General features: G+C 44.6%; 16 protein-coding genes and 1 pseudogene. 3 read left to right on the forward strand and 14 right to left on the reverse strand.

Features of this window, described 5'->3' with window-relative positions; genetic code table 11:
- The 7 genes and pseudogenes from J2T20_RS22935 to J2T20_RS22965 form a co-directional block, all read right to left on the reverse strand.
- A pseudogene (locus tag J2T20_RS22935) lies at window positions 1-497 on the reverse strand (collagen-like protein); the annotation flags it as partial.
- Window positions 498-744: 247 nt separating this feature from the next.
- On the reverse strand, window positions 745-1,689 hold the full coding sequence (locus tag J2T20_RS22940) for a hypothetical protein (RefSeq protein ID WP_307591914.1): 945 nt from the start codon (window positions 1,687-1,689) through the stop codon (window positions 745-747).
- Window positions 1,690-1,709: 20 nt separating this feature from the next.
- Window positions 1,710-2,630 (reverse strand): cysteine synthase A, encoded by a 921-nt coding sequence (gene cysK, locus J2T20_RS22945; RefSeq protein ID WP_307591975.1) that lies wholly within the window; start codon window positions 2,628-2,630, stop codon window positions 1,710-1,712.
- Window positions 2,631-2,773: 143 nt separating this feature from the next.
- On the reverse strand, window positions 2,774-6,577 hold the full coding sequence (locus J2T20_RS22950; RefSeq protein ID WP_373457847.1) for a galactose-binding domain-containing protein: 3,804 nt from the start codon (window positions 6,575-6,577) through the stop codon (window positions 2,774-2,776).
- A gap of 467 nt (window positions 6,578-7,044) precedes the next feature.
- The gene (locus tag J2T20_RS22955; protein ID WP_307591917.1) at window positions 7,045-8,745 is read right to left on the reverse strand and encodes a methyl-accepting chemotaxis protein; all 1,701 of its coding nucleotides are present in this window, start codon (window positions 8,743-8,745) and stop codon (window positions 7,045-7,047) included.
- 166 nt (window positions 8,746-8,911) lie between these two features.
- Complete coding sequence (locus tag J2T20_RS22960; protein WP_307591918.1) at window positions 8,912-9,610, reverse strand: Crp/Fnr family transcriptional regulator; 699 nt, start codon at window positions 9,608-9,610, stop codon at window positions 8,912-8,914.
- A gap of 123 nt (window positions 9,611-9,733) precedes the next feature.
- Window positions 9,734-10,435, reverse strand: coding sequence for a lipid II flippase family protein (locus J2T20_RS22965; protein ID WP_307591920.1), 702 nt, complete (start codon window positions 10,433-10,435; stop codon window positions 9,734-9,736).
- A 130-nt stretch (window positions 10,436-10,565) separates the two neighbouring features.
- On the opposite strand from J2T20_RS22965, the gene J2T20_RS22970 reads away from it, so the two are divergent.
- Together J2T20_RS22970 and J2T20_RS22975 are read left to right on the forward strand one after the other, a co-directional pair.
- The gene (locus tag J2T20_RS22970) at window positions 10,566-10,814 is read left to right on the forward strand and encodes a (4Fe-4S)-binding protein (protein ID WP_307591922.1); all 249 of its coding nucleotides are present in this window, start codon (window positions 10,566-10,568) and stop codon (window positions 10,812-10,814) included.
- 2 nt (window positions 10,815-10,816) lie between these two features.
- Window positions 10,817-11,098: a GNAT family N-acetyltransferase gene (locus tag J2T20_RS22975; protein ID WP_307591924.1), complete on the forward strand. Its 282-nt coding sequence runs from the start codon at window positions 10,817-10,819 to the stop codon at window positions 11,096-11,098.
- Here J2T20_RS22975 and J2T20_RS22980 read toward each other — a convergent pair whose 3' ends face one another.
- Entirely contained in the window at window positions 11,099-12,598 is a 1,500-nt protein-coding gene (locus J2T20_RS22980; RefSeq protein WP_307591926.1) for a DUF4153 domain-containing protein, read from the reverse strand.
- A gap of 111 nt (window positions 12,599-12,709) precedes the next feature.
- On the opposite strand from J2T20_RS22980, the gene J2T20_RS22985 reads away from it, so the two are divergent.
- Window positions 12,710-14,389 (forward strand): ABC transporter substrate-binding protein, encoded by a 1,680-nt coding sequence (locus J2T20_RS22985; RefSeq protein WP_307591927.1) that lies wholly within the window; start codon window positions 12,710-12,712, stop codon window positions 14,387-14,389.
- Here the strand turns inward: J2T20_RS22985 and J2T20_RS22990 are convergent.
- The 6 genes from J2T20_RS22990 to J2T20_RS23015 all read right to left on the reverse strand — a co-directional run bounded on the left by J2T20_RS22990 (window position 14,384) and on the right by J2T20_RS23015 (window position 23,998).
- Window positions 14,384-14,878: a DinB family protein gene (locus J2T20_RS22990; RefSeq protein ID WP_307591929.1), complete on the reverse strand. Its 495-nt coding sequence runs from the start codon at window positions 14,876-14,878 to the stop codon at window positions 14,384-14,386. The genes J2T20_RS22985 and J2T20_RS22990 overlap by 6 nt on opposite strands.
- A 617-nt stretch (window positions 14,879-15,495) precedes the next feature.
- A complete protein-coding gene (locus J2T20_RS22995) occupies window positions 15,496-18,495 on the reverse strand; it encodes a glycoside hydrolase family 2 TIM barrel-domain containing protein (RefSeq protein ID WP_373457848.1) in 3,000 nt (999 codons plus the stop codon).
- A 398-nt stretch (window positions 18,496-18,893) separates the two neighbouring features.
- The gene (locus J2T20_RS23000) at window positions 18,894-19,718 is read right to left on the reverse strand and encodes a carbohydrate ABC transporter permease (RefSeq protein ID WP_307591931.1); all 825 of its coding nucleotides are present in this window, start codon (window positions 19,716-19,718) and stop codon (window positions 18,894-18,896) included.
- On the reverse strand, window positions 19,711-20,586 hold the full coding sequence (locus J2T20_RS23005) for a carbohydrate ABC transporter permease (RefSeq protein ID WP_307591979.1): 876 nt from the start codon (window positions 20,584-20,586) through the stop codon (window positions 19,711-19,713). The genes J2T20_RS23000 and J2T20_RS23005 overlap by 8 nt, the downstream gene beginning before the upstream one ends.
- A 139-nt stretch (window positions 20,587-20,725) precedes the next feature.
- Window positions 20,726-22,033 carry an ABC transporter substrate-binding protein gene (locus J2T20_RS23010; RefSeq protein WP_307591932.1) on the reverse strand — a complete coding sequence of 436 codons (1,308 nt, stop codon included), beginning with the start codon at window positions 22,031-22,033 and terminating at the stop codon, window positions 20,726-20,728.
- Between the two features lie 192 nt (window positions 22,034-22,225).
- Entirely contained in the window at window positions 22,226-23,998 is a 1,773-nt protein-coding gene (locus J2T20_RS23015; protein ID WP_307591934.1) for a sensor histidine kinase, read from the reverse strand.
- Window positions 23,999-24,000: the final 2 nt, after the last annotated feature.

Genomic DNA, 24,000 nt, shown 5'->3' on the forward strand with positions numbered 1-24,000 from the left:
GGACCTGGAGGGCCTGCGATCCCACCGGGTCCGACAACTCCCGCGGGACCTGCAGGACTTGCGGGTCCTATGGCGCCAGCAGGTCCGTTAAGTCCCGCCGGACCTACAGGACCTGGAGGGCCTGCGATCCCACCGGGTCCGACAACTCCCGCGGGACCTGCAGGACTTGCGGGTCCTATGGCGCCAGCAGGTCCGTTAAGTCCGGCTAATCCCGCTAATCCAGCGGGTCCGGTGGCACCTAATGCTCCCGCCGCTCCTATGACTCCGGCTGCTCCCAGAGCTCCGGTGGCACCTAATGCTCCCGCCGCACCTATGGCTCCTACTGCACCTGCTGCTATAGCTTCTGGAGAGATATTAACACGTACGATTTGCCTTTTGACGATAATCTCATTACAACAACCTTTATCTCGTGCGGAGCATTTTTTCTTGGATGGCTTTCTTTTCTTCAACGGCAAATCGCATTTTTTAATACTCTTCTTACACTCAGTAAGTCCCATATTTGACACCTCCTATAGACCTTTTGTATACTACTCCATTTACCTACGGGCGGCATGGACTTATGTCTTGTAGACCATTATCTATTTATGTACAGTTCGAGAGGGGACGAGTAGTTACGAATTCTCATTAGAGAGTTGCAGGTGTGTAAGACATTCGGCGTACATAAGGTGTACAAAAAAGGCTGCTCACCAAAAGGAAATATCTTCCATGGTGAGCAGCCTTGACAACCTTTTTAATTATCTTAGTCTAAAGTGGGGATGTGTACCTACTGTATTCAATTCCCATTTCCTCAAAGCTATCTCCCATCTGCTCCAATAAAAATGAATTCACACCCTCCGCCCCCCACCAGTGGAGTCCAAGCACCATACCCTCTGAAGCCTCGGCAGCGAAGAGGATCGAGAACATGTCGGGGCTTATTTTACCGCCGTCATCTACACGCCATACCGAATACTCATCCTCAGCGATGGCCGGATAATTCATGAAGGTAAGCTTATCATCCTCTTTCAGCACGAAACTGAATAGCATATTCTTACCCTGCTTAACAAATTGAACAAGAAATAACTGACCTTTATCAGGTATATCAGCAAACTTCCAGATCTGCTCAATATCCCGTTGTTGAGCAGCGGATATTTCCTTCTTAACACTTGCTTCTACTTCTGTTGAACCTTCATCCGCCTTCATAGAATGGATGGTCTGAAGTGATTTTGTATTAAAATCTGCTTGATCCGCCAGATAATAGGTCTGATCCGGGGCGGCCTTTCCTTCTACAATGGTGAACAGATATCCGGCAAGATTTTCGAAATTCTGAGCAGTATCCCTACCGTTGTTCAGCTCATTTCCAGTCTGCCATTCCACAAACTTTACAGAAAGGACGTTGCCATTCTCCCCTATAGCACTGTTAAGCTGAGCCATGAGTTTCTCCTCACCCTCATTCTGCCCCGTAACCAATAACTGCTTGCTTTCCCCGTCAGTAAATCCAAATACCGCTTTTAACTTTCCTTTATCCAGATAAACATCTGGTTGCTCCGATGCAGTTGGTTCAGGAGATGCAGATAGTACTGGAGAAGCAGACGCAATCCCTGCGTTGGGGGAGGGTGATGGACTTTGCTCATTGGTATTTGAATTTTTGCTGGAATCAGAACAGCCGAGCAACAGCAGCAGAAACAACGCGAAGCCGGTGAATTTATACATTCTCATACCTCCCCGTGTATTTAAAATATATCCATGCTGAGATAACGTTCCCCTGTATCAGGAGCGATGCAAAGTATCTTTTTACCGGGCCCTATACGCCGTGCCTCCTGCAGAGCAGTCCATACAGCGGCACCACCCGATGGACCTATCAGGATTCCTTCATGTGCAGCCATTGCTCGAACCGTATCCAGTGCATCTTGGTCAGATACTTGGATAATTTCGTCATATACGCTGGTATTCAGAATCGCTGGAACAAATCCCGGACTCGTTCCCACAAGCTTATGCGGCCCAGGCTCTCCACCTGATAGTACCGGTGATCCCTGCGGCTCCACAACTAGAATACGGATCTGCGGCAAATTCTGCCGAAGGACTTCACCTGTACCGGTAATGGTGCCACCCGTTCCTGAAGTAGCAACGAATACATCCAGCTTCCCCGCCATCTGCTCTAATATCTCGACAGCAGTTGTTGTCCGGTGAATATCAGGGTTGGCTTTATTCTCGAACTGCTGTGGAATAAAGCTGTTCTCGACCTCCTGTCCAAGCTCAAGCGCCTTGGCAATTGCCCCGGGCATACGTTCTGCTGCAGGAGTGAGCACGACTTCAGCACCGTATGCTTTTAGAATATTAATCCGTTCCTTTGTCATGTTGTCAGGCATCACTAGAATGGCCCGGTACCCCTTAGCCGCCGCATTCATAGCCAGCCCTATTCCGGTATTTCCACTTGTCGGTTCAATAATAGTACCGCCCGGCTTCAATTGACCCTCCATTTCAGCCCTATGAATCAGATTGTAAGCAGCACGATCCTTAACACTGCCACTGGGATTGAAATACTCCAGCTTAACATATAGTTCGGCATCACCGGGTCCTGTTAAACGGTTCAAGCGTACGACAGGTGTATCCCCAATCAGCTCCGTAATATCATTGACTACTTTATGCACTATGATGAGCCTCCTTCATTCCAGTTCACTTCAGAATCATTGTACCTTGGCGTAAGACTCCTGTCGATTCGGCCATGGACAGTAGAAGAAGCCGTCTCCCCCATAACAGCGGGACACGGCTTCCTAGTTCTTTGAAGCTTTGAAGTTTAAGGATTAACGTTAATTGTAAAGGTCGAAGTGGTGTTCTTAATAGCCGTGACCGTGTTTGTAATCTTCAAATTATTAAAGGTTACTGAACCGACTGCCGGGCCTTGACCGGCTTCAGCAGCCTCATTCGCCCAGATACCGACACCTGATTTAGCGTCAAAAGCATCCCCGCTCTTCTGTGCACCGGAAATCGTGATGTTCGTAAAGATCGTATCTGTTACCGGATTCTGCGGAGTAGAGCCGGAGTAATTGGTTTGGAACATGATCCCGTGATAGGTTGGATCGATGATATCCACATCACTGACCCGAATACCTTGGAATACCTTGGAGGCCGAGAATACCCAGATAGCCGGGAACGTCTGCTGGCCCCAGAAATGTCCGCCTGCACGAACAATCGTAATGTTCTGAAAGTTCGTAGTTGGAGAAGCCCCAAATCCATTCATCGGATAACCAAAGTCCAGTGAACTGATCGTAATACCCGAGTAGCAAAGCGTATCTGCAATGTAAATGTTGCGGAAAGTATTAGCATAACCGCCATAAACGGCTACACCCGCCGCGCGCCAAGTTAGGATTGAAGTCAGATTCTCATACACATTATCCTTCATATCTGCTCCACCGGAATCAATCGCAGAGAATAATGCAAAGCTGTCATCACCGGTAGCTCGAGCTTCCACATTAGATACCAAATTGTTTGTACTGCCGTTAGTCATATTAATACCATCGGCAAAGGTGTTGCGAATACGCGAGTTTGTAATTTTCATGTTGTCTGTGTTAGCTCCCCAGTACATACATACCTGATGCTCTGTCCAGATGTTGTCTATGGTAATGTTAGCCACATTCGAGAAGTCGAATACTTTTCCGGGACCGTCTATACGTGAGGTGTAATTGCCGAAGTAAGCAAAATTCGCAAAGGTTGATCCGTTTGCCGTATCGCTTGCTCTGAATCCGATATCGGTGTTGGCCTGACTAGTCGGAGCTACAAACCGAGTGTACCAAGGTCCGGCGCCAATGACTTTTACCGCTTTGCCATAGACTTGGAATTTGCTTGAAGTCTCGTACGTTCCAGTTGGCAAGTATACACCTACGAGATTACCGGTTGTGTCCATACGAACTTTATCCAGTGCATTTTGCACATCCTGATGTGTGAAACCGGCAGGTACTGTATATTTCGCCGGATCAGGATTGGCAATCGGTGATACCTGTTCCAAACTGATGAAGTCTATCGCATATTGTGAAGTGTTCGCGGAATCTTTTTGTAATTTAATTGTACTTCCGGCTGGGATTGTAGAATCGAACATGATATTCGCTTCATCATAGATATGGCGCGGAGCACCGGAGCTTGGCGAATTGCCAGGGCTTGTCTCCGATCCGTATAACCACGCATATTTGGAGGTAAGGCTAATCGCCTTACTGAAGACTCCGTTCACATAAATGTTGAGCGTAGCATTGGTTCCATCCCCGCTGGCTCCATCGGGAATGGAGAAGCGAGTTACAAGGGTGTTGCTGCTGGCTTTAGTCGTGAATTCTACATAACTTCCTGTAGTATTCAGTGTTACCGCTCTTCTACCGGATGCCTCTCCGGCGAGATCGCCGATATTACGATTGGCAATAAGCTTAACCGCTCCGCCGCCGACAATACCATCCTCTGCTTCATACATATCGTAAGGCATATTAGCCCCGCGGCCTATAAAGAGAGATTGTGTCGCGATGTTATTGGCCCGCTTTACAGGAAGTTCATTTGTATCCACAGCAATTTCACTTTTTACGTTATATTTGCCGTTCCCGGCAGTCCAGCTTCCCATACTGACAGGGGCAGTTGTTGCACCGGCAGCAATAACACCGTTATAAGAACCAGTTAAGGTCTTAACCACTGCATTAGTCGTAGCGTCAGTAATGGTGAGCGTGATGGCATGAGCACCCGTTGCAGAAGCGGCAGTACCTTGGTTCTTGATTGCTACCGAGAAGCTTACCGCATTTCCTCCCGCAGGATTACCTGGCGTCCAGCTTACAGAGGAGGCGACCAGATCGGAACTTGAAACTGGTGTAACAATAAGTGATGTTGGGTTAGTAAAACTGTTGTTAGCTTCATTTATTTCAATGACGGTATTACTTTCATCGACCTTTGCGCTTAAAGCGTAGGTCGCCGCGTCTTTTGCACCAATGCTAAGAGTTACATTGCTAGAAGCACCTGCTGCTAGGGAACCGACAGGAGCCGAACCCACAAGTGTAGTCCCTAAATAGAAACTGACATTTGTTGCTCCAGAGGCAGCTGTACCGATATTTTTGACAGTTGACGTTAATGTAATAGCATCTGTCTCTACCGGGGCAAACGGAGTCCATGACATCGCTGTTACCGTCAAATCCGGATTGGCAGCCGGTGTCCCTATAATTTGAAATTCGGCAACCTGACCCGCACTAGAGCCAGAATTTGTTGTGATTTTCAATTGAACTTCACTGGCAGTAGCAGTGACCGGAATGGTTACGGAGTTGCCACTTGAAGGATTGAAAGTATAGACCGTTGCAGGTACAAGACTGGAAAAGGCCGATGTAGTCTGGTCGTGTCCTAGTAATTGAATCGTTTGGGTACGAGTAGCCCAAGCAGAAGCTGGATTCAGCTTCAGGACCACAGAGGAGATGTTGGCATTGCTACCCAGATTTATACTAAGTGTATTCGGATAGCTTCCCCCTGCACCTTCCCAATACGTGTTAACATCCCCATCATTGGCGTTGCCGGGTACAAAAGTAAACACTGATGACGAGGCGCTAACCGTTTTATTCAGAGACAGATTGGTTCCTGGACCCGTTGTCGGTGTTGCTGTAGGTGTCACGGTTGCTGTAGGTGTGACTGTTGGTGTAGGCGTTGGTGTTGCTGTCGGTGTTGCTGTTGGAGTGACAGTCGGCGTTGGAGTTGCTGTCGGCGTTGTAGACGGACTGACATTCAAGTTGTCCAAGTTAACATTACCGGTGTCCGTAGAGTCGTATTTATAAGCAATCGTATTCACACCTGCCGTTAAAGCTAATGTCTCGGTCTTGGTTGACCAAGTATCCCAGTTCGCTAAATTCACAAGAGAAGTTTGTTTGATTTTAGCACCATTCACATAAAGGCTAACCGTCTTTGTACTGCCGGATGCATTAGCGTATCTCAACGTTGCATCATAATTCCCTACGGAAGCAGCATTGACGGTGAATGTTGTAGTGGCACCTGATGCCAAATACCCGTCTACAAAACCCGTTCCCGTATACCCGGTATGGTCCGTATTTATATTGGCACCGCCGGATAATGCTGCCGCTTCCGCTTCATAAGCTCCTGACGGTATAGAAGTCGTTCCATACACTTCCAGTTCAGATAACTGTGCTGCCGGCCAAGCTGTATTCGCTGTGAAATTTACTTTGACATATCTCACGCTTGCTGCTGAAAAGTTAATGGTAACCGTATTCGATGAACTTGCTGGACTAAACGTATAGTTTGCAGAAGACACTAGATTAGTATAAGTGGAGTCATTACTACTTCCTTGTACAGACAGGGTTTGCATTCTTGTCTCCCATGTCGGCGGAAGCTTGAGTACAACCTGGTTTACGGAACTGGTCCCACCCAAATCTACTCTGATCCATTGCGGAAAAGCATTACTGGCACTCTCCCAGTAGGTTCCCTGATTAGAATCGTTCGCGTTCGACGCTACATACACATCACCTACCGAGCTTGAAGTGATACTTTTGCCTTGAGCCAAATTCCCGGCAGCTGAACTAACTGACGGAAAAAGCGCCAATTGCCCTGCGATTAATGCAATAGTTAATAGATACATTAGGACTGATTTCCTTGCAGAAGATTTGCGTTTTATCACTTTAACAACCTCCTCCAAAATTTTGTGGAGCTGCGTCACAGCCAGAATCACTTTTGTCAATCCATTATTGTATACGCTTTCAAAAATGATCCCCTTATAAAGAACCGCCTCCTAATTATCAATATTCAAGCACCCTACGGAGTCCTAGTATCTAACTGACAGCCTGTTTTATCAAAACCTCCGAATGACTCCCTAGACTCACATAAAAAAAGAACGGTCTTCCTTTGCTTCATCTGCATAGCTGCAATTTCGCAAAAGGAGTGACCGAACCTCGGAGGATGCTTGTACCCTAATTAATGCCCTAACTCTTATTGGTAATAATATAAGAGATAGCATTCTTTAAGGCGATGGCAAATTCTATGATTTGTGTGTGTTATATTACGTTCTTATCCTTATTTTCCATTAATTAGTGCACTCTACTCCACTATCTACACATTAAATCTGGCTACCAACCCTTGAAGCCCCTTAGCCATTGTACTTAATGCGCTCGCGGAAGAAGCAATTTGTTCCACAGAGGCCATTTGCTCTTGTGAAGCTGCCGAGATATTTTGGGTATTTCCAGCGGTAGTTTCTGAGATTTGTGTAACCGAACGAATGGATTCAACAATGTCTTCTGTAGCTGCAGAAATTTCCTCTACCGCACCCGACACTTCCTGAACCTGTCCTGTCAATCCATCTATGGACAAGCGAATCTCACCGAAGGAGCGTCCGGCAGCAGCCATAATTCCTGTTCCTTCCTGAACCTCAACCATACTGCCCTTCATTTTGGCCATAGCAAGATCAGCATCCGATTGTATAGCCTGAGCCATGTCCGCGATGCGGTTAGCGGATTCTGCCGATTGCTCAGCCAATTTCCGCACCTGATCCGCAACCACAGCAAAACCTCTGCCCTGCTCCCCTGCGCGGGCGGCCTCTATTGTCGCATTCAGCGCCAGCATATTAGTCTCTGAGGCAATTCCTTTTATACTATCCACAATGGTTCCAATCTCCTGGGAGTGCCTCACGAATCCATTCACCTGTTCGGAGAGGGTCTTAATGGACAAATTGATCGATCCCATCTGATTAATGGCGGCTTGTATGGATCTATCCCCCGTAACCGCGAATTCAGAAGAACGCAGTGAAGCTTCGGAAATATCCTGAACGCTTGCAGCAATTTGCCCAATACCCATTGAAATCTCAGAGAGTGTTGTCATATTCGTCTGCAAATCACTCATCTGCTGGCCTGCTCCTGATGCTACTTCCCCCATAATGTCAGCGATTCTTTCAGTAGCTCGTGCGGTTTGACCGCTATCTGAAGTTAGCTTGGCAGAGGATATTGCCAGACCAGCCGCCGATTGGGTAACCTGTCCAATCATGGCCCCAAGATTTTCTGTCATTTTATTAAAGTTGTTAGCCAGTTCACCGATCTCGTCCTTCGTACGAACATTCAGCTTGCGCGTTAGATCCGCGTCCCCGGAGGCAATCTCACTTAGCTGTTTGTTCACATCATGCAGCGGTTTTACAATACGTCCAGAGATTAACAAGGCAAGGATCGCTGCCAAAACAACCGATAAACCCGTCACACTAAGACTGATGATCATAGCGAGTTGACGTTGGGAATCCGCTAGACTTTGATCGGTTTCTATTTCCTTTGTAAGCATCTCCTGAAAGACCACCTGAGATTCAATCATGGAATCCAAGGATAAACCGGTGAATTTGTTATGCGCACTGGGGAAGTTGCCCTCTTTTGCCAGCGCGAAGGATTCCTTCAGTACATTTAAATATTTATTCCACCTGTCTTCCAAGTCTGTTATTCCTATCCCTTCACCTTCACTCAGTCCATTATTCTTCAATTCTGTGATCGCCGCTGTTATCGTAGGAAGAAGTGCGTCATACTTAGACTTATATGTGTTTCTGTTCTCATCCGTATTGCTCATAATATAACGTGAGCCCAGTTCGTCAGCTGTCCGAATTTTATCCGTCAGATCCTGAACCATAGATAGCTTATTCCAATTGTGGTTAACCTTATCTGTCAGCATAGAAGCCTTCACCTGAAAAAACGTATTGCCTACAATAGCCACAAGAAACAATACAATTACAGCAGTGAAGCCCAGTAATATTTTGAACCGTATACTTTTTCTTTTCAACATGATCCATTCCTCCGTATCGTTATGCAACTCTATGTATTTTTTTATACTAAAGGCGAAAGCTTAAATGAATCTGAAACTCAACTGAATGTTAGTTTAAAGTATATTTTTGAACACAAAAAAACCGCTTTACTCGAGCTGCTGCTCCATAGTAAGCGGTCTTAAAAAATCACTCATATAAATTCCCACTCGCAAGTTCGGCCAGCTTGCCCTCATGGAGCACGATCAAACGACCGCGTTTTCTTTCGATAATGCCTTCTTCTATAAACCGCTTCACAATTCGGTTGAGATGACGGTAGCTTGTACCCAGCAATTCCGCGGTCTCCATTAAGGTTGAAGTACGAATTTCCTCTACATATTTCACTGTCCCTTGATCTGAGAATAGAGAGAGTAGATAGCTGGCAAATCGATTTTCTACAGGATATAGAAGATTTAAGGCGGAAGTCTGACCCAGTGTATACAGCTTATGGCTTAGCTCACCTACGAGAAATCGCAGCAGTGTAGTATTATTCTCAAGCTCTTTGAACATCAGTTTTTTACCGGCAACAAACAGCAGGCTGTCACCCACAGATTCGACCTGATTTTTAACCGGATACTGCCGAAGCAGCTCGACATCCCCAATAATCGAGGTTGGCTTCGCGAATCTAACCAGCATGGACTTGCCATTTGGAAGCAGCGTATGGATTTTCAGCTTTCCTTGGACTAGTATGAACAGCCCTTCCAGGACATCACCCACAGAGCATATTGCCTCTCCATCCCCATATCGTCGTAGCTCCATTTCCTGAATAACCTCTGCACTAAAAATTTGATCCAGTCCGTTCTTCTCTGTTAATCCACGGACAGCTTCTAGATCATATATGGTCTGCATATACTGCACCTTCTCCCGCTTGTTAAGCTATAGATTTCTTGACTGTATATATCCGTTCTTAAGATAGAACTCGGGGGCTTGAAAGCTGAAGGTATGCCCCTCCTCTTCGATTCGATTAAATGGCTATAAAACTGATACCATCCAATGAATCCAATAAGCAGCTGGTAAAAGTAATACTTGTGCAAGGATAGTTCCCAATAATCGCGACAGCATTAATAATCCAAAAACCTTACTTAGAGCAGCGACCTCTTTTTCTCCTCTTAGTACTTTATCAGTAATTAGACCTATTTGCGGATCAATGAGTAGGGTAAGTAAAATTGTAGCCATTGCGGTAACTACAACATTTAGGACCACGAGCCTTTTGGGGATGCCTCCAATTCTCAACCGAGACAACATCGACAATTTAGGGAAGCGTAAATGAACTCGTGCATGTTTTATCTTTTGTAGAGAAACGGAAGAAAGAATCATTTGAGGGATGGACCCTGCAACTTCTAAATGGGATATTATCCTAGAGGACAGCAAGACAGCGGATGGAAAAAGTAATAGCGCTGTAAACGTCCCTAATGTTGCTGCACCGATAATCATCTGAAACGAATCCATTATATTATAACCTGCATTATGTTTTGCGAAATCTAAAATATTGCCGGTAAGTGGGCCCTGTAGCATATTAGCTGTTCTCGATATGAGCAATATAATTCCAGACAAGGACAAGGCCACTGCCAATTTTCCTAAACGCACACCTGCTAGACGAAGAGAATAAGTAAGGGTCTCGGACAGGTGAATAATAAAAGTGAACAAAGATACTAGTAGTACTTGCTCCAGCAATTGAACACCTCCTAACGATCATGATAATCTCACTCCAGATACACATGCTTCACTTCATATCACTAAGGGTATATTCATATAAAACATGTTTTTTAATCTTGTCCCCCACTCCAGTGAAAGGTGTGAAAGAATGACCATTGAACAGAAAGTGTATTATGGGAAAAGTATCCATGTAATGTTTAATTCCGATAAATGTATTCATTCCGGAATTTGCGTTAAAGGCTTTCCTGCCGTTTTTAATTTAAACAATCGCCCTTGGGTGGATCCTGATGCCGCCACTGCGGAGGAAATTGCCCGGCATATTGACAAATGTCCAAGCGGAGCTCTGAAATATCAACTTTTAGACGATGACAATAATCCCACACAGAAAGAGGCGTAAAGATGCATATTGTGAATCATGAACCAGCCAATAAAAGATTTCTTATTCGAGATCAAGGCTCAATTGCTGCCGAAATGACTTATGTAACCTCAACCCCAAAACTTTATATCATCGATCACACATTAGTCGACAAAGCTTACCGGGGACAAGGGCTTGGTGACAACCTTTTGAATGCAATCGTTAGTTATGCTCGGGAGAACAGTATTAAGATTGTGCCTTTATGCCCTTTTGCTAAAGGAAGATTTGAACTCCACCCTGAATACGAGGATGTTCTCAATAAATAATTACTTATCAAAATATTTATCCAACTCACGTTGTGACCGGTACTGCGACAAATTGAAGGACTGCCATTTCTGGTTGGATGCAGCAGTGCTCTTCCATTCCTCCTTTAAATAAGTATCCAGCATTCCATCTTCTTCACGGCTGAATTCAATCAGAGTAGGTATCGCTTCAGGAGCTAGAGTGAACAAGTATTCCGTATCCAGTTTGCCGCTGATTTCATACCGCTCCATATTATTGTTCGCAATGATAACATCCATTCCTATATAGTTCATCAGAACATAGGACAACACACCGAGCAGAATATAACATTTTACCAACGGAAGCCGCTTATAATGAATACGCAGACCTGCAATAATCATCAGTACACCCAGAAACAGCATAAAAGCATGCACTAGAAATCGAATATAAGTATATCCGTAAGCTTCCTCATAAAGATCCAAGCGAGTATAAGCGGAGTACAACATCACCGTGGAGCAAGCAACCAACACATACAGAAGAACATTGATGATTTTGTTCTGCAATTCCGTACCTTTTTCGCCCAGCAGCAGTGTACTCATTAAGATCATAAAGTTAATGGATGTCACCATAATCAGTTCAAAAAATCCGTTCCGTGCATAATCTGCGTAAGAACTCCCCTCCGGCAGAATCCCTTCCCAAGCCCCGAATAAATACGAGAATTGCACCACAACAAACAGTACATATACGGTATTCACGGCAAACAAAACAGTTGTTGCGATAATTGGATCAAGCTTAATGGAAGGGAAGAGTTCTAGGTAGTCCCTGCCATTCTTAGTCGGCTTTTCTTCGGGTACATGAGGCTTCACAAACCCCCACAAATATCCGAAAAAACCCAGGCCGAGGGCAACTACCCAAAACGTACGGATAAATCCTTCACCGAAAGAAATATGGTTCCACCCTTGAGATATTTCTGAAAGCACTTGATTAAAAACCCCGTCTGCCGAGGAAAGTAACGATACAACTACCAACAGCAGTGGACAGGAAATCAATAATCCAATGAGAACTTTACGGTACACATCCGTTTGACCTTCCTTTACTTTGATTCCTGCTGTTTTTTTCATAATCCCTACTAGGTTGGCCCATTGCCTAAAGGTTTGTGGAAAAAGATGCTTCAGAGCCTTCTTGATCAGAGAAGCAGAGGCCCAGGATAATTGGCCCGGATGCAGCATGAAAGTCATATGTAGAATAATAATCGCCGGAATGGCTAGCAGATTAAGACCGAAGAAGAACGGGTTATGGAACAGCACATAAGTTAGTGAGAGCAATAGAATAGAACCCAGCCATGCATAACTGAACCAGGTTAACTTCCGAACCCTATCTTTACTGTAATAAAGCATATACATATAGTAAAAGACAATAAATATGGGATAAGAAACCCCGATAGCATTTCCATAAAAGAGATACTGATGTACGACTGCCAACAGGAACCCAACCATCAATGCTGTAAAAGCAGGCTCTTTTTTCGGCGTAATTTCATTTAACATGTTAGATACCCCCATTTATTTACTTTCTGACCTTTATTTTAGATGATAAAATAAGAAGATAAAGAGAAAGAAAATTTTATTTATTTCCTATTTTGAAGGGATGCCTGTGCTATGAAGCTGCATGACCAATATTTGAAGCTGCATTCCCAACATGGAAGCACTAACAAAATCGAAGTTACATTGGACGAGCTGGCGCTAACCTTAGGCTGCACCCACCGAAATGCCCTTCATGTTGTGAATAAAATGGTATCTCAGGAATGGATATCCTGGACACCAAGTCGTGGGCGCGGACGCCGTTCTTTGCTGAAGTTTCTAATTCCCCCAGAAGATATAGCCGTACAATCCATGATGCAGGCCATTAGTCGAAAAGATATAGGAAGTGCTATCGCCGGGATTAAAACACATGCTAAATCTTCCACGCTGCAGGATACGCTGCAAGGCTGGCTGCTTGAATATTTTGGGCATCATGCTGAGATGAACCATAACCGACAAATTGATACGCTAAGATTGCCTATTACCCAGCAACTGCATACCTTTGATCCTCTCTATATGAATTTGCTTGCCGAATCCTTTATTTCCAGCCATGTGTTCGATGGCCTCGTTAGACGGGGGAGTAACCGGGATGAGATTGTTCCGAACCTCGCTCATGCCTGGGAGACCGATGAAAGCCGGACGTTGTGGACATTTTTCCTGCGAAAAGAAGTCCCTTTTCACCACGGGAAGGTTCTCAGTTCCAAAGACGTTGTATATTCCTTTCAGAGGCTCATTCAAAGTCCGCAACGAACTCTTTACAACAGTATCTTCAAAGAAATTCAAGAAGTAACAGCTGTGAATCCATCCACCGTAAGAATCCGGTTAAAAAGACCCAATGAGCTGTTTCTTCCCTTTCTTTGTACAAGCCGTGCAGCCATTGTCCCGCATGAGCTGGTGCAGTGGGGAGAGAGCGGCTTTGGCAGGAAACCCGTTGGAACAGGACCTTTTAAAGTCAGTGAAATGAATGATAATCTATGTATCTTGGAGGTATTTCCCTATTACTTCCGTGGAAGAGCGCACTTGGATCGAGTGGAAATCCTGAATATTCCTTGGAGAGTTGAAGCAGCCCTATCCGAGTCCGGTTCTCCTTTTCACGTCATCCAGAATCCCGCTCTTGAGGGCGAAGGCACTTGGAGCCGTATCCATTCGGAGTCTTATATCCGTAAATTCGTCACTTGTAATACGCAAAAAAAAGGGCCGCTAAGCGACCCCGTCATTCGTGCTAACCTTATATCTTGCCTTAAAAAGGACGTAATATTACCTGTTGATAAGCATCTGGTATCTATACCATCTATCCCCCTGCAAATCGCAACGATCTCTCAATATCAGGGAGATGCCGAATCTATTGCCGCCAGATTGGCTGGACACGGTTATCCCTGCAAGGTTGTAACCTCTTCTCCCGAAGATTTCAAGGGTCCCATTCGTATGGAATCCGATCTGATCGTGTTCTCCTTATTCCGGGATCAGGACGAGCAGCTCCGGCTATTCGACTTATACCGTACTTTATCACAGCATATTGAACAGCATATAAGAGCAGATGTTGAAGGATGGCTGAACACCATTGCCCTAGAATCGAACTCTGTGGTGAGAGCACAATCTTTTCAACGCATTGAAGACTTGTTGATTGGACAGAATCACCTGCATATATTGCATGAAAAACCTATGGAAACCGCCTACCTGCCTTCTGTTCGCGGAGTGACCTTCAACAGTCAGGGTTGGGTAGATCTGCGGCATGTGTGGTTTCCGCCACTGTTATAGGCCGCCGCCCGGTAATGTATTCATCAACCCTTTGCCAATGACATTGGCGGAGATGGGCGGCTTGCCAACCTCACGAGCCCACACCGAGAGCTGCCCAACATGATGAATTTCATGCGCGATGACATGGCGCATTACTTCTCCCCATGCATCTGTAACTGTGCTTCCGTCCGCGAGTGTATCCTCAAAAATCCGCCGCTCCAAATCTACATTCCAATCTAATACAAACTGTTCCACTTCCGGGCGGAATGCGGCATCCAACTCACGCACCTTTTGCAGAGTGTTGTATTCCTCGAAATTTTCTTGAAAATCCGGTTTGCCTTGGATAGTTCTAATCCAGCTCCACTCTACATCGGCAATATGGAAAAGCGTCTTCAAAATGCTTCCCACACCTCCAGTTCGAGGCTTGAGGAGTTCTTCAACGGAGACATCCTCACACCATTGATACCATTCTTCTCGTACCTTCCAGTTGTACCGAAACAATGTCTGCATGTAATTCCTCCTGATTATTGGATTGGTAGAGCTTTCAAATAGTTTACCATCATTTGGACGGTTGCGGTCACGTTGGGCGAATCAAGAGCACTTTTACCTTTGATTCGAAATAGATCTAAAAAGGGGTGTCCCATACTTGGTACATTCCTTGCTTTTTGAGTAGGATCACCGTGGTCACTTGTGAGGACGCTCCGCGAACGGACCGTTGTTACAATCGCTGTGGTCTCCAGATTTTTTTTATTCCCCTTAGCGGTGAAAATCCGGATACAGCTTATGCTTTCGAGGCTAGTTTTCCTTTGGAAAACTTTCAGGCGACCGCTGCCGCTTTTCCACAATCGTTCCGTCCTCTCCGCTGTTTTCAGCGGAAAACAATACTCAAAAATCAACTCGTTCGTGTGGGTCAATGCCGCTGTTAATCGGCTAGACGAAGTCATTCTTAACGCCGCTTACCCTGGCCCCGCCAGTGGCCGCGACAGATTTCAACCTTAAAGGCTCACCAAAGTCATCCTCTACACCTACACGCAGTGGGCCAAAAACACAAAGCAGCGATACTCCAATAACGGGAGAATCGCTGCTTTGTTGAAATTTTAAAGTTCTGAGAATATAGAGGGTCTGTCCTACACTCTCGAAATCACAAATTCATATTCGATAACTCCGTCAGACGGGATACGATATTCATCAAGGACAGGAGCACCCCAGCTATCATCACCGCCGACACCCATTTGCTTCCCAGCAACGGTAACTACCGTGTAATGTACTGGAGGCAGCTCATATTGATGATAAGCATTTTCCAGCTCAAATGCTGTATAAGGCGAAATCCGACACTCTACAGGGTTAGCTGCAGGAGCCGAAATCTTAATTCCGGTACCTTCATCATTCGTAACGGATACGCTGCGGACCCCCGTACGATTTCCTGATTCCTGTGGCACAACATAACCGGAAAGACTATCTGCGGACTCGTTACGAAAACGGCCAAGTCTTGCCCCCTGATTACGGTCGCTATAATTCTCATCCGGACCCAGTGCCAGCCAATCCAGATGGCTGTATTCCATAGGGATTTTGAAACTGATTGCATAAATCGGAAGATCTGGAAGACCCGCGGTTCCTTCATAACGGGATTTTACAATAATGCTTCCGTCCGAACGCACGGTATAGGCAACGGTAACTTTTACATCCACGCTGATATTCAAACGATAGCTGAACGTTACCGTCACTTCGCCATCACCCTCGACCAGAGCAACATCGGTACATCTTGGCATCAAGCTCGCTGCATACCAGGCCCCGGCATGGAATCCAATAGCTGTTCCTTTATCGTTGTCCGTAGCAGCCCGCCAAAATAACGGAGTCGGAGGATACGCAATAAGCTCTTTGCCGGAGTAGTTCACCGATGTCAAACTGCCGATCCCTCTTGAGAACATAATACTGAAGTTTTTACCTTTTACTCCAATATTCACATCACCATGGACCACTTTAATATCATTTTGATTCTCGATCAGACCTTTATGCTGAACGGCTTCAACATTACTTGTAACTTCATCAGTGAACACGGTCTGGCCAAAAGCAATTTCAAACCCCGCATCTCCCCATAGCTTAGCTTCCTTCAGCTTCAGCGATGTATTAATCCAGTACTCACCACCGTCTGGAACTGAACTCTCATCCCAATCAAACGATACAAAAGCTTCACTCTGCGGCTCAACCTGTACCCCGAGCTTCCCGTTAGCTACTTCCCCGTTCTCATTATGGATACTATAGTGCAGTTCGCAATGGTCGGTCCCTTGGAACAAGCCTTCGTTCCGAATGGTTACTCCCGCTGAAGTGGGAACCAGCTTAATATCCTGATAGAGGAACTTAACCTCCTGCATCTTTGGAGACAGCTTCCGATCCGCATAGACGATTCCATCCGTACAGAAATTGTAGTCCGTAGCCCGGTCACCGTAATCACCGCCGAAAGCTAAAAACTCCTTGCCGTAGCGGTCTTTTTTCATCATAGCCTGGTCGATATAATCCCAGATAAAGCCGCCTTGATACAACGGATATTTCTGCTCCAGTTCACTGTATTTGCTCATTCCACCCAATGAATTCCCCATGGCATGCATATATTCGCAGCTGATAAAAGGCTTCTGCGGATCGTCAAGCAGATATTCCTCAATACTGTCCACCTTCGCGTACATCCGGCTTTCCATATCACTGGTAGCATCAAACCGGCGGTCATGGAAGACTCCCTCGTAATGAACCAATCGGCCCGGGTCAACTTGCTTGAAATATTGCGATACCTTATAGATTACTTCACCACCAAATGATTCATTGCCGCAAGACCAGATCAGTATGGACGGATGATTCTTGTCCCGCTCGACCATGGACACCGCTCTATCCATGACAATATCGAGCCATTCCGGGCGGTCGCCTGGAATCACCCATGAAGGCTCAACAGCGCCTAGCTTTTGCCAAGATCCGTGGGTTTCTAGATTCATTTCATCGATAACATAGATCCCGTATTCATCGCACAAAGCGTACCATTCACTCTGATTTGGATAGTGTGATGTGCGAACCGCATTTATGTTGTTCTGCTTCAAGGTTTTAATATCCCACAGCATATCTTCCATCGTAACCGCACGGCCTCTTCTACAATTGAACTCATGACGGTTGACGCCTTTGAAAAGAATCCGCTTGCCGTTAATACTCATAACCTTGTTCAGCATTTCAAACTTACGGAAGCCTACCTTTTGCGGAATCACTTCAAGTAATGTCCCCTGATCGTCATACACACTTATATATAGACTATACAAGTTAGGAACTTCCGCGCTCCATAACTCAGCCTTCTGCACTTGAATACTAACGGCAAGCTGCTCGCCTGTTATTGACGCATCAACTGAACCTGCCGGTTGGTCCGATGGGTCCAGCAAGCTGAGCTTCACACTACCGGAAAGTTTCCCCACAAAATCCAGACTTACAGATAGAACCCCATCCTGATAAGCCGCACCCAGATCCGTGCGCACGAATAAATCTCTCACATGAATCTGCGGTACGGTATACAAATACACCTCTCTAAAAATACCAGAGAAACGCCAAAAATCCTGATCTTCCAGCCAGCCGCCCGTACTCCGTTGATATACTTCTACAGCGAGTTTATTGTCACCATCCAGTCGTACATAGGGAGACAAATCAAATTCCGATGGAGTAAAGCTGTCCTCACTATAGCCAACAAACTCACCGTTAAGCCACACATAGAAAGCCGATTCTACCCCTTGAAAAGATACAAACACCGGCTTGTCCTTCATTTGCTCGGGTATTGTAAATGTCTTTACATAACTTCCCACCGGATTGTGGGTTTTGGATACTTGCGGCGGTCGGAGATATTCATGACCATCCCACGGATACATGGTATTCACATACTGAGGATTTCCAAACCCCTGCAGCTGAATATGTCCCGGAACCGCAATATCCGCCCATCCCTCAGTTGAGAATTGTTCTTTATAAAAATCCACAACCCTGCTGGACGGATTCACAGCATAGCTGAACTTCCAGCTTCCGTTCAGGCTATGGCGCAAGGCCATAGCCTCACCCTTCTCTGCCTCTTTCATACTCTCGTAATATTTATGATCCGAATGCGCTTTCATCCTGTTTACTGCAAATATACTTACATCCTCCAGCCAGTCTATGCTGGGTGCAATCTCTTTCACTTCATTCACTTCCTTCACTCCCCCTGCCTAAATATTTGTGAAATCAAGTAACGTCTTTAGAGTGCGGCTCTTAACGCAGCGAAACTAGGAGATAAATATTGTACTTTTAGTAAAATCATTTCGAGTCAATTAAGGAACGAAGTGGAAATTTGGAACTGGAGAAGCGTAGCGTTCGCCTTTATCTTCGGATTTCAACCGCTGAGCGGTTTAATCAAGAAATCCGAAGATAACAGCGATCGTAAGTCCAAAGTTTCCCGTAGTGACGGTTGTTGACCTATGCTTTAGATGTATCTTTTGTTTTACACTAAGTTAAATTCAAACTCTAACAACGTTCATTATTTCACTGATCCCGTCATCCCAGCCACAAACTGCTTCTGCATCAAGAAGAACACAATAGCGGTTGGAAGCGTTCCGATAACAATGGCGATTAAGATCATGCCATAATCCGGCGCATAACCTGAACCAAGGATAGAGATAAGCAACGGCATGGTTTTGGTTTCAGGAGATTGCAGAACAATCAATGGCCAGAGATAGTTATTCCAGCTCGACATGAACGTAATAATTGCCGCAGCTGCATAGGTTGTTTTCATAGTAGGGATAAAGATCCGTAAAAAGATACTCAGTTCACTTAATCCATCTATACGCCCAGCCTCAAGCAGTTCCTTAGGAAACATCTTCGTACTCTGGCGGAAGAAGAAAATAAGGAACGCCGTTGTCACCGTGGGAAGAATGACTGAAGTCATTGTGTCTACTCCCATCCAGGGAAGGGTATCGGAAACATTGGCAAACATCCGGTATAGCGGCACCATCATAGCTGCAAAAGGAATCATCATGGATAACAATAAAATGTTGAAGACAATATCCTTGGAACGGCTTCTGAATACCTCGAAACCGTATCCGGCCAGAGAAGCGATAAGTAAAGCCAATACGGTAGTTGTAATAGAGATTTTAGCCGAGTTAACAAGTGATAATTGAAGATCTGTCGTCTCTAATAGCTTACGGAAATTCTCCATCATATGAGTTCCCGGCAGCAATCTACCCCCTGTTACATCGACCGACTTATTCGTTGAGCTTATGACCATCCACAGAAACGGGAAGATGGATACGAAAGATATAATACTCAGGAAGAGGTATGTGAAAAATCGTTTGCTCTTAAGCATTTTTATCACCTGCCACTTTGAACTGGAGGAACGAAAGCAATATGATCATAATTACGATGGAATAGGATACTGTAGCCGCATATCCGAAGTCTGCGGAATACTTAAAGGACAAATTATAAATATATTGAGAGATGGTGAGCGTTGAATTTCCGGGTCCGCCTTTAGTAATATTCATAACCTCATCGAACAATTGCAGGGTACCAATCGTCGAGGTAATAGAGGTAAACAAGATGATCGGCTTCAACAGAGGAATCGTGATTCCAAAAAACTGTCGTGCTGCGGAAGCCCCATCAATTTTGGCTGCCTCATAAATGGAATTGTCGATATTTTGCAGAGCAGACAGATAAAAAATCATGTTATATCCGGTCCAACGCCAGGTTATGGCGATTACAATCGTAATTTTTGCCCAGAAAGGATCAGTAATCCATCCGATTGGCGTATCAATCAAATGCAGATTCAATAAGAACGTATTCACCAGGCCATTGCCTGCGAACAAATATTTGAAAACGATAGCATAGGCAACCAATGAGGTTACACAAGGTAGAAAAATGGCTGTCCGGAAAAAGCCTTTGAATTTCAGCTTCTTATCATTCAGCAGCACAGATATAAACAGCGCTAGTACGATCATGATAGGCACTTGCACCAACAAATAAATAAAGGTGTTCTTTACTGCTGTGAAAAACATTGCATCTGAGAATAACCGCTTGTAATTATCCAAACCAGTGAATTCAAGATTGCTTCCTGTCCCGGTCTGAAAGGACATGATTAACGCCTGTATCATCGGATAGAAATAAAAAATGAATATTAGGACTACTGATAACAGGACGAAGGACCATCCGGTTAGTACACTCCTACGACGGATGCTCATATTTGAGTTCGTATTTTTCACAACGGCCCAACCCCTTCGAATTTAGATCTTATAAAAACAACAACCTTGGACGCTCTCTCACACTCCTGACTGCTGGAGTAGCAGATTACGACCAAGGTTACCTGGTGAGGACTCTTACTTATTTAATCTGTGATTCTGCCTGAGCCTGTGCATCACTTAATACCTTGTCGATCTCTTTGCCGTTCAGAAAGTTTTGCATTTCAACGATCAGAATATCTTCAATCGCATAGGTATGGATACCGTAGTTTACACTAGGAATTTGCTCCGTCCAAGCTGCGAAATCAGTAACTACTTTTTGGCCTCCGAAGAAATCATTGGCTTGGCTGTAAGCTTCGCCGCTTGCCGCTGCTTTGAATGTTCCGATAACTCCGATATCTGTAAGCAGCTTTTGGTACAGTTCTACATCAGAACCAAAAGTTTTAGCCATAAAGTCTGCTGCCGTATCTGCGCCATCTACGTTCATTACGTACCATGAGCTACCCCCGAGGTTGGAAGCATGTACGGATTTATCATTGCCTGGAAGTGTAGGAAGCGGTGCGATTCCCCATTTACCGGATTGAGTTGCCTCAGCCTTAATGGAAGCAGTAATCCAGTTGCCGGTAGGAACCGATGCAACATCCCCATTGTTCAGTGCGGCTACGAACTGGCTCCAGTCGGCATGAACATTAGCCACATTGGAATCCATCAGCTCTTTGTAGACTTCAAAAGCTTGTTTCAACGCTTCATTGTTAGCGAGATTAGGTGTTTTGCCATCCTCTGTTAAATACCAAGAACCTGCGGATTGAATCATCATGCGGATAATACCAAGGTCATTTGGATCCAAAGTGATTAGCGCTTTACCTGTTTTTTCTTTTACTTTTTTACCAATTTCAATGTATTGCTTCCAATCAATATTCTGCAAATCAGAAAGTTTGTAGCCAGCTTGCTCCAAATAGTCTGTTCTCACATATAACCCGGTTACACCAGAGTCAAATGGAATACCATATTGTTTGCCATCTAGACTGGTTGGTCCACTCTTGTAATCTGCAAAGTCAGTGCCTTTAATGGAGTTACTCAGATCAGTGAACGAATCCTTGTAGGATTGAAGAAAACCTTGTGCACGATAATCCTCGATCAGGACAATGTTCGGCAAGCCTTTCGTTGTACCGGAGTTAAGTCCAGTGTTTAGCTTTTGGATAATATCACTTTGGGCATACTCGATAATGTTAACTTTCACATCAGGATTAATAGCGGCGTAAGTCTTTTTAGCTTCTTCTAATGCGGCAATATTAAAGGCTGGGTCCCAGGCCCAAATTGTAATTTCTTTGGCCTCATTGCTTTTCGAACCTGTGTTTCCTGTATCTGCTGTGTTCTTCGAGCCCGAATTGGATCCGCAGGCTGTGAGTATCATCATACAAATTAACAGTAACGCAAAGCTTTTCTTCAAAGTCTTCATCCCCTTTTTGTATGTTTCTTTCTTTAGCACTTCGCTGTAAGCGCTTCCTGATTACATACTTATCTTATCATCGCGGCTAAATGGATCGTTAGAAATTACTTTATGATGATTTGTCATTATTTCGCCTTATTGAAAGCGCTATCCACGCCTCATTTGTTCTTTCTTTTGAAATTAGCATTATTTTTATGTGTTTATTAGCGGCAGGCGAATTTTGATCGTTGTTCCTTCATTTACTTTGCTGATAATCGTAACTCCATACTCATCGCCATATAACAAAATAATCCGGTCATGAACATTTTTGATACCAATTCCCGTAAACAACTGGCGCTTGCTCTCGTTAGAAAGAGACAATTCTGCCCCCCCGCTTTCCATCCCATCCCCATTATCGACAACCTCACACAAGAGAGAACCAGACTCCTGAGAGATGAGCACATGAATATATCCCTCGCTTTTCTTATTAAAGCCATGAAAAAAGGCATTCTCGATAAAAGGCTGAATAATTAGCTTCGGTACATGATAATCTATAGTGTCAGGTGCGATAAAAAAGTTAACTCTTATCCGCTCCCCATAACGAACATGGTTGATAAAGACATAGGATTTCAAATTTTCCAGTTCTTGCGTTACCGTAATCGTTTCACTGACATTACTAAGAGCATTCTGTAGTAAAGAGATCAAGGCATGAATCGTATGGACGGCCTTCTCCTTACTGCCCTGCTGCACTAGAAATTTCACAGAGGAGAGTGTGTTATACAAAAAATGAGGGTTAATCTGCTGTTGAAGAGCGGCCAGCTCGGCGTTGCGCTGTTCCTTCTGTGTCTGTACTAGCCTTTCCACATAGTCATTTAATTCATCCAGCATATAGTTATAGGCATGTCCAAGCTCCTGAAATTCGAAGCTGCCTGTTACCGTGATGTAATTATGGAAATTACGTTCTGTAATTTTGGACATTTGCCGGGTTAGCAAGGTTAAGGAACGGGTAAGCTTTCTAGAAATCAAAAAAACAACAATCAGGGCAACGATAACAATGGCTGAGCAGATCAACGCCACCATTTTGGTATCCACCATTTGTCCCAAAGCCGTCTTCTTATCGATCAAATTCACAATATAGAAATCGTATGAGGATAGATAATCCGCTAAAACAATAACATCCTTGTCCCGGAAAGTTACGTTTTTATAATCCAGTCCCTTTTCTTGAATATCCTTTGCATCTTGCAATAAATCATCCGCTTTTTGCCCCAAAAGTTCACTTTGGTTGCTTGAAACAATTAAACCATCCTTATTCAGTATCGCAACATCATTTCCGCCGCTGACCATACTTGAGTAAAAGGATTGAAAAGCCTTTTCATGAATCGTAAAATACAGGGATCCATAAGTATCACCTGTGGTTCGTTCCATTAGCGATTTACTGGCGACGATCACTGCCTCTTGAGACGATGTAGGTGTACTCTTTTCCTGGTAGAACTGATACATCAGTCTTTTGGGATCGGCCATCGTATTTATAGTTATCTTATGATTTCTCAGTTCTTCATCGGTCATAAGCAAATTATTCGTATTGGTAGAATAGCTGCGGCCGTTCTGACCCATAATCTTAATCCCAACCTGATAAGCATCAACATTAGATTGAATCCTTTTCATCTGGGTGGTCATGTTGTAAAAGCTTCTAAATACCCTGGTAGAATCGGAGTCCTCCTCCGTTAAAAAGCTCTTGATGGTACCGCTTAGCTGCGTATTATTAGTAGCTGTTACGATTGAATAGTGAAAAGATTCAAAATTCGCTTTGATTTGATTAATCACTTTGGAATTCGTAATACTGAAGGTCTCCATGAACAATTTCTCCGACATGCGGACGGTCGTCCACGATGCAGAGATGGCTACAGCAATAATGCTGACCACCATGACAATGAATATTTTGATAAAGAGACTGTAGAATTTGAACCTTTCCATAATAGCCCTCATAA

Source organism: Paenibacillus wynnii (genome assembly GCF_030812855.1).
Taxonomy (GTDB): domain Bacteria; phylum Bacillota; class Bacilli; order Paenibacillales; family Paenibacillaceae; genus Paenibacillus_AQ; species Paenibacillus_AQ wynnii_A.

Bases quoted from the DNA above. Each gene is read 5' to 3' on its own strand.
- J2T20_RS22950 (WP_373457847.1), bottom strand. From the start codon at position 6,577: ATGTATCTATTAACTATTGCATTAATCGCAGGGCAATTGGCGCTTTTT.
- J2T20_RS22985 (WP_307591927.1), top strand. From the start codon at position 12,710: ATGAAGCTGCATGACCAATATTTGAAGCTGCATTCCCAACATGGAAGC.
- J2T20_RS23000 (WP_307591931.1), bottom strand. From the start codon at position 19,718: ATGCTTAAGAGCAAACGATTTTTCACATACCTCTTCCTGAGTATTATA.
- J2T20_RS22995 (WP_373457848.1), bottom strand. From the start codon at position 18,495: ATGAAAGCGCATTCGGATCATAAATATTACGAGAGTATGAAAGAGGCA.
- J2T20_RS22990 (WP_307591929.1), bottom strand. From the start codon at position 14,878: ATGCAGACATTGTTTCGGTACAACTGGAAGGTACGAGAAGAATGGTAT.
- J2T20_RS23015 (WP_307591934.1), bottom strand. From the start codon at position 23,998: ATGAGGGCTATTATGGAAAGGTTCAAATTCTACAGTCTCTTTATCAAA.
- J2T20_RS22960 (WP_307591918.1), bottom strand. From the start codon at position 9,610: ATGCAGACCATATATGATCTAGAAGCTGTCCGTGGATTAACAGAGAAG.
- J2T20_RS22975 (WP_307591924.1), top strand. From the start codon at position 10,817: ATGCATATTGTGAATCATGAACCAGCCAATAAAAGATTTCTTATTCGA.
- J2T20_RS22980 (WP_307591926.1), bottom strand. From the start codon at position 12,598: ATGTTAAATGAAATTACGCCGAAAAAAGAGCCTGCTTTTACAGCATTG.
- J2T20_RS22955 (WP_307591917.1), bottom strand. From the start codon at position 8,745: ATGTTGAAAAGAAAAAGTATACGGTTCAAAATATTACTGGGCTTCACT.
- J2T20_RS22970 (WP_307591922.1), top strand. From the start codon at position 10,566: ATGACCATTGAACAGAAAGTGTATTATGGGAAAAGTATCCATGTAATG.
- J2T20_RS23005 (WP_307591979.1), bottom strand. From the start codon at position 20,586: ATGAGCATCCGTCGTAGGAGTGTACTAACCGGATGGTCCTTCGTCCTG.
- J2T20_RS22940 (WP_307591914.1), bottom strand. From the start codon at position 1,689: ATGTATAAATTCACCGGCTTCGCGTTGTTTCTGCTGCTGTTGCTCGGC.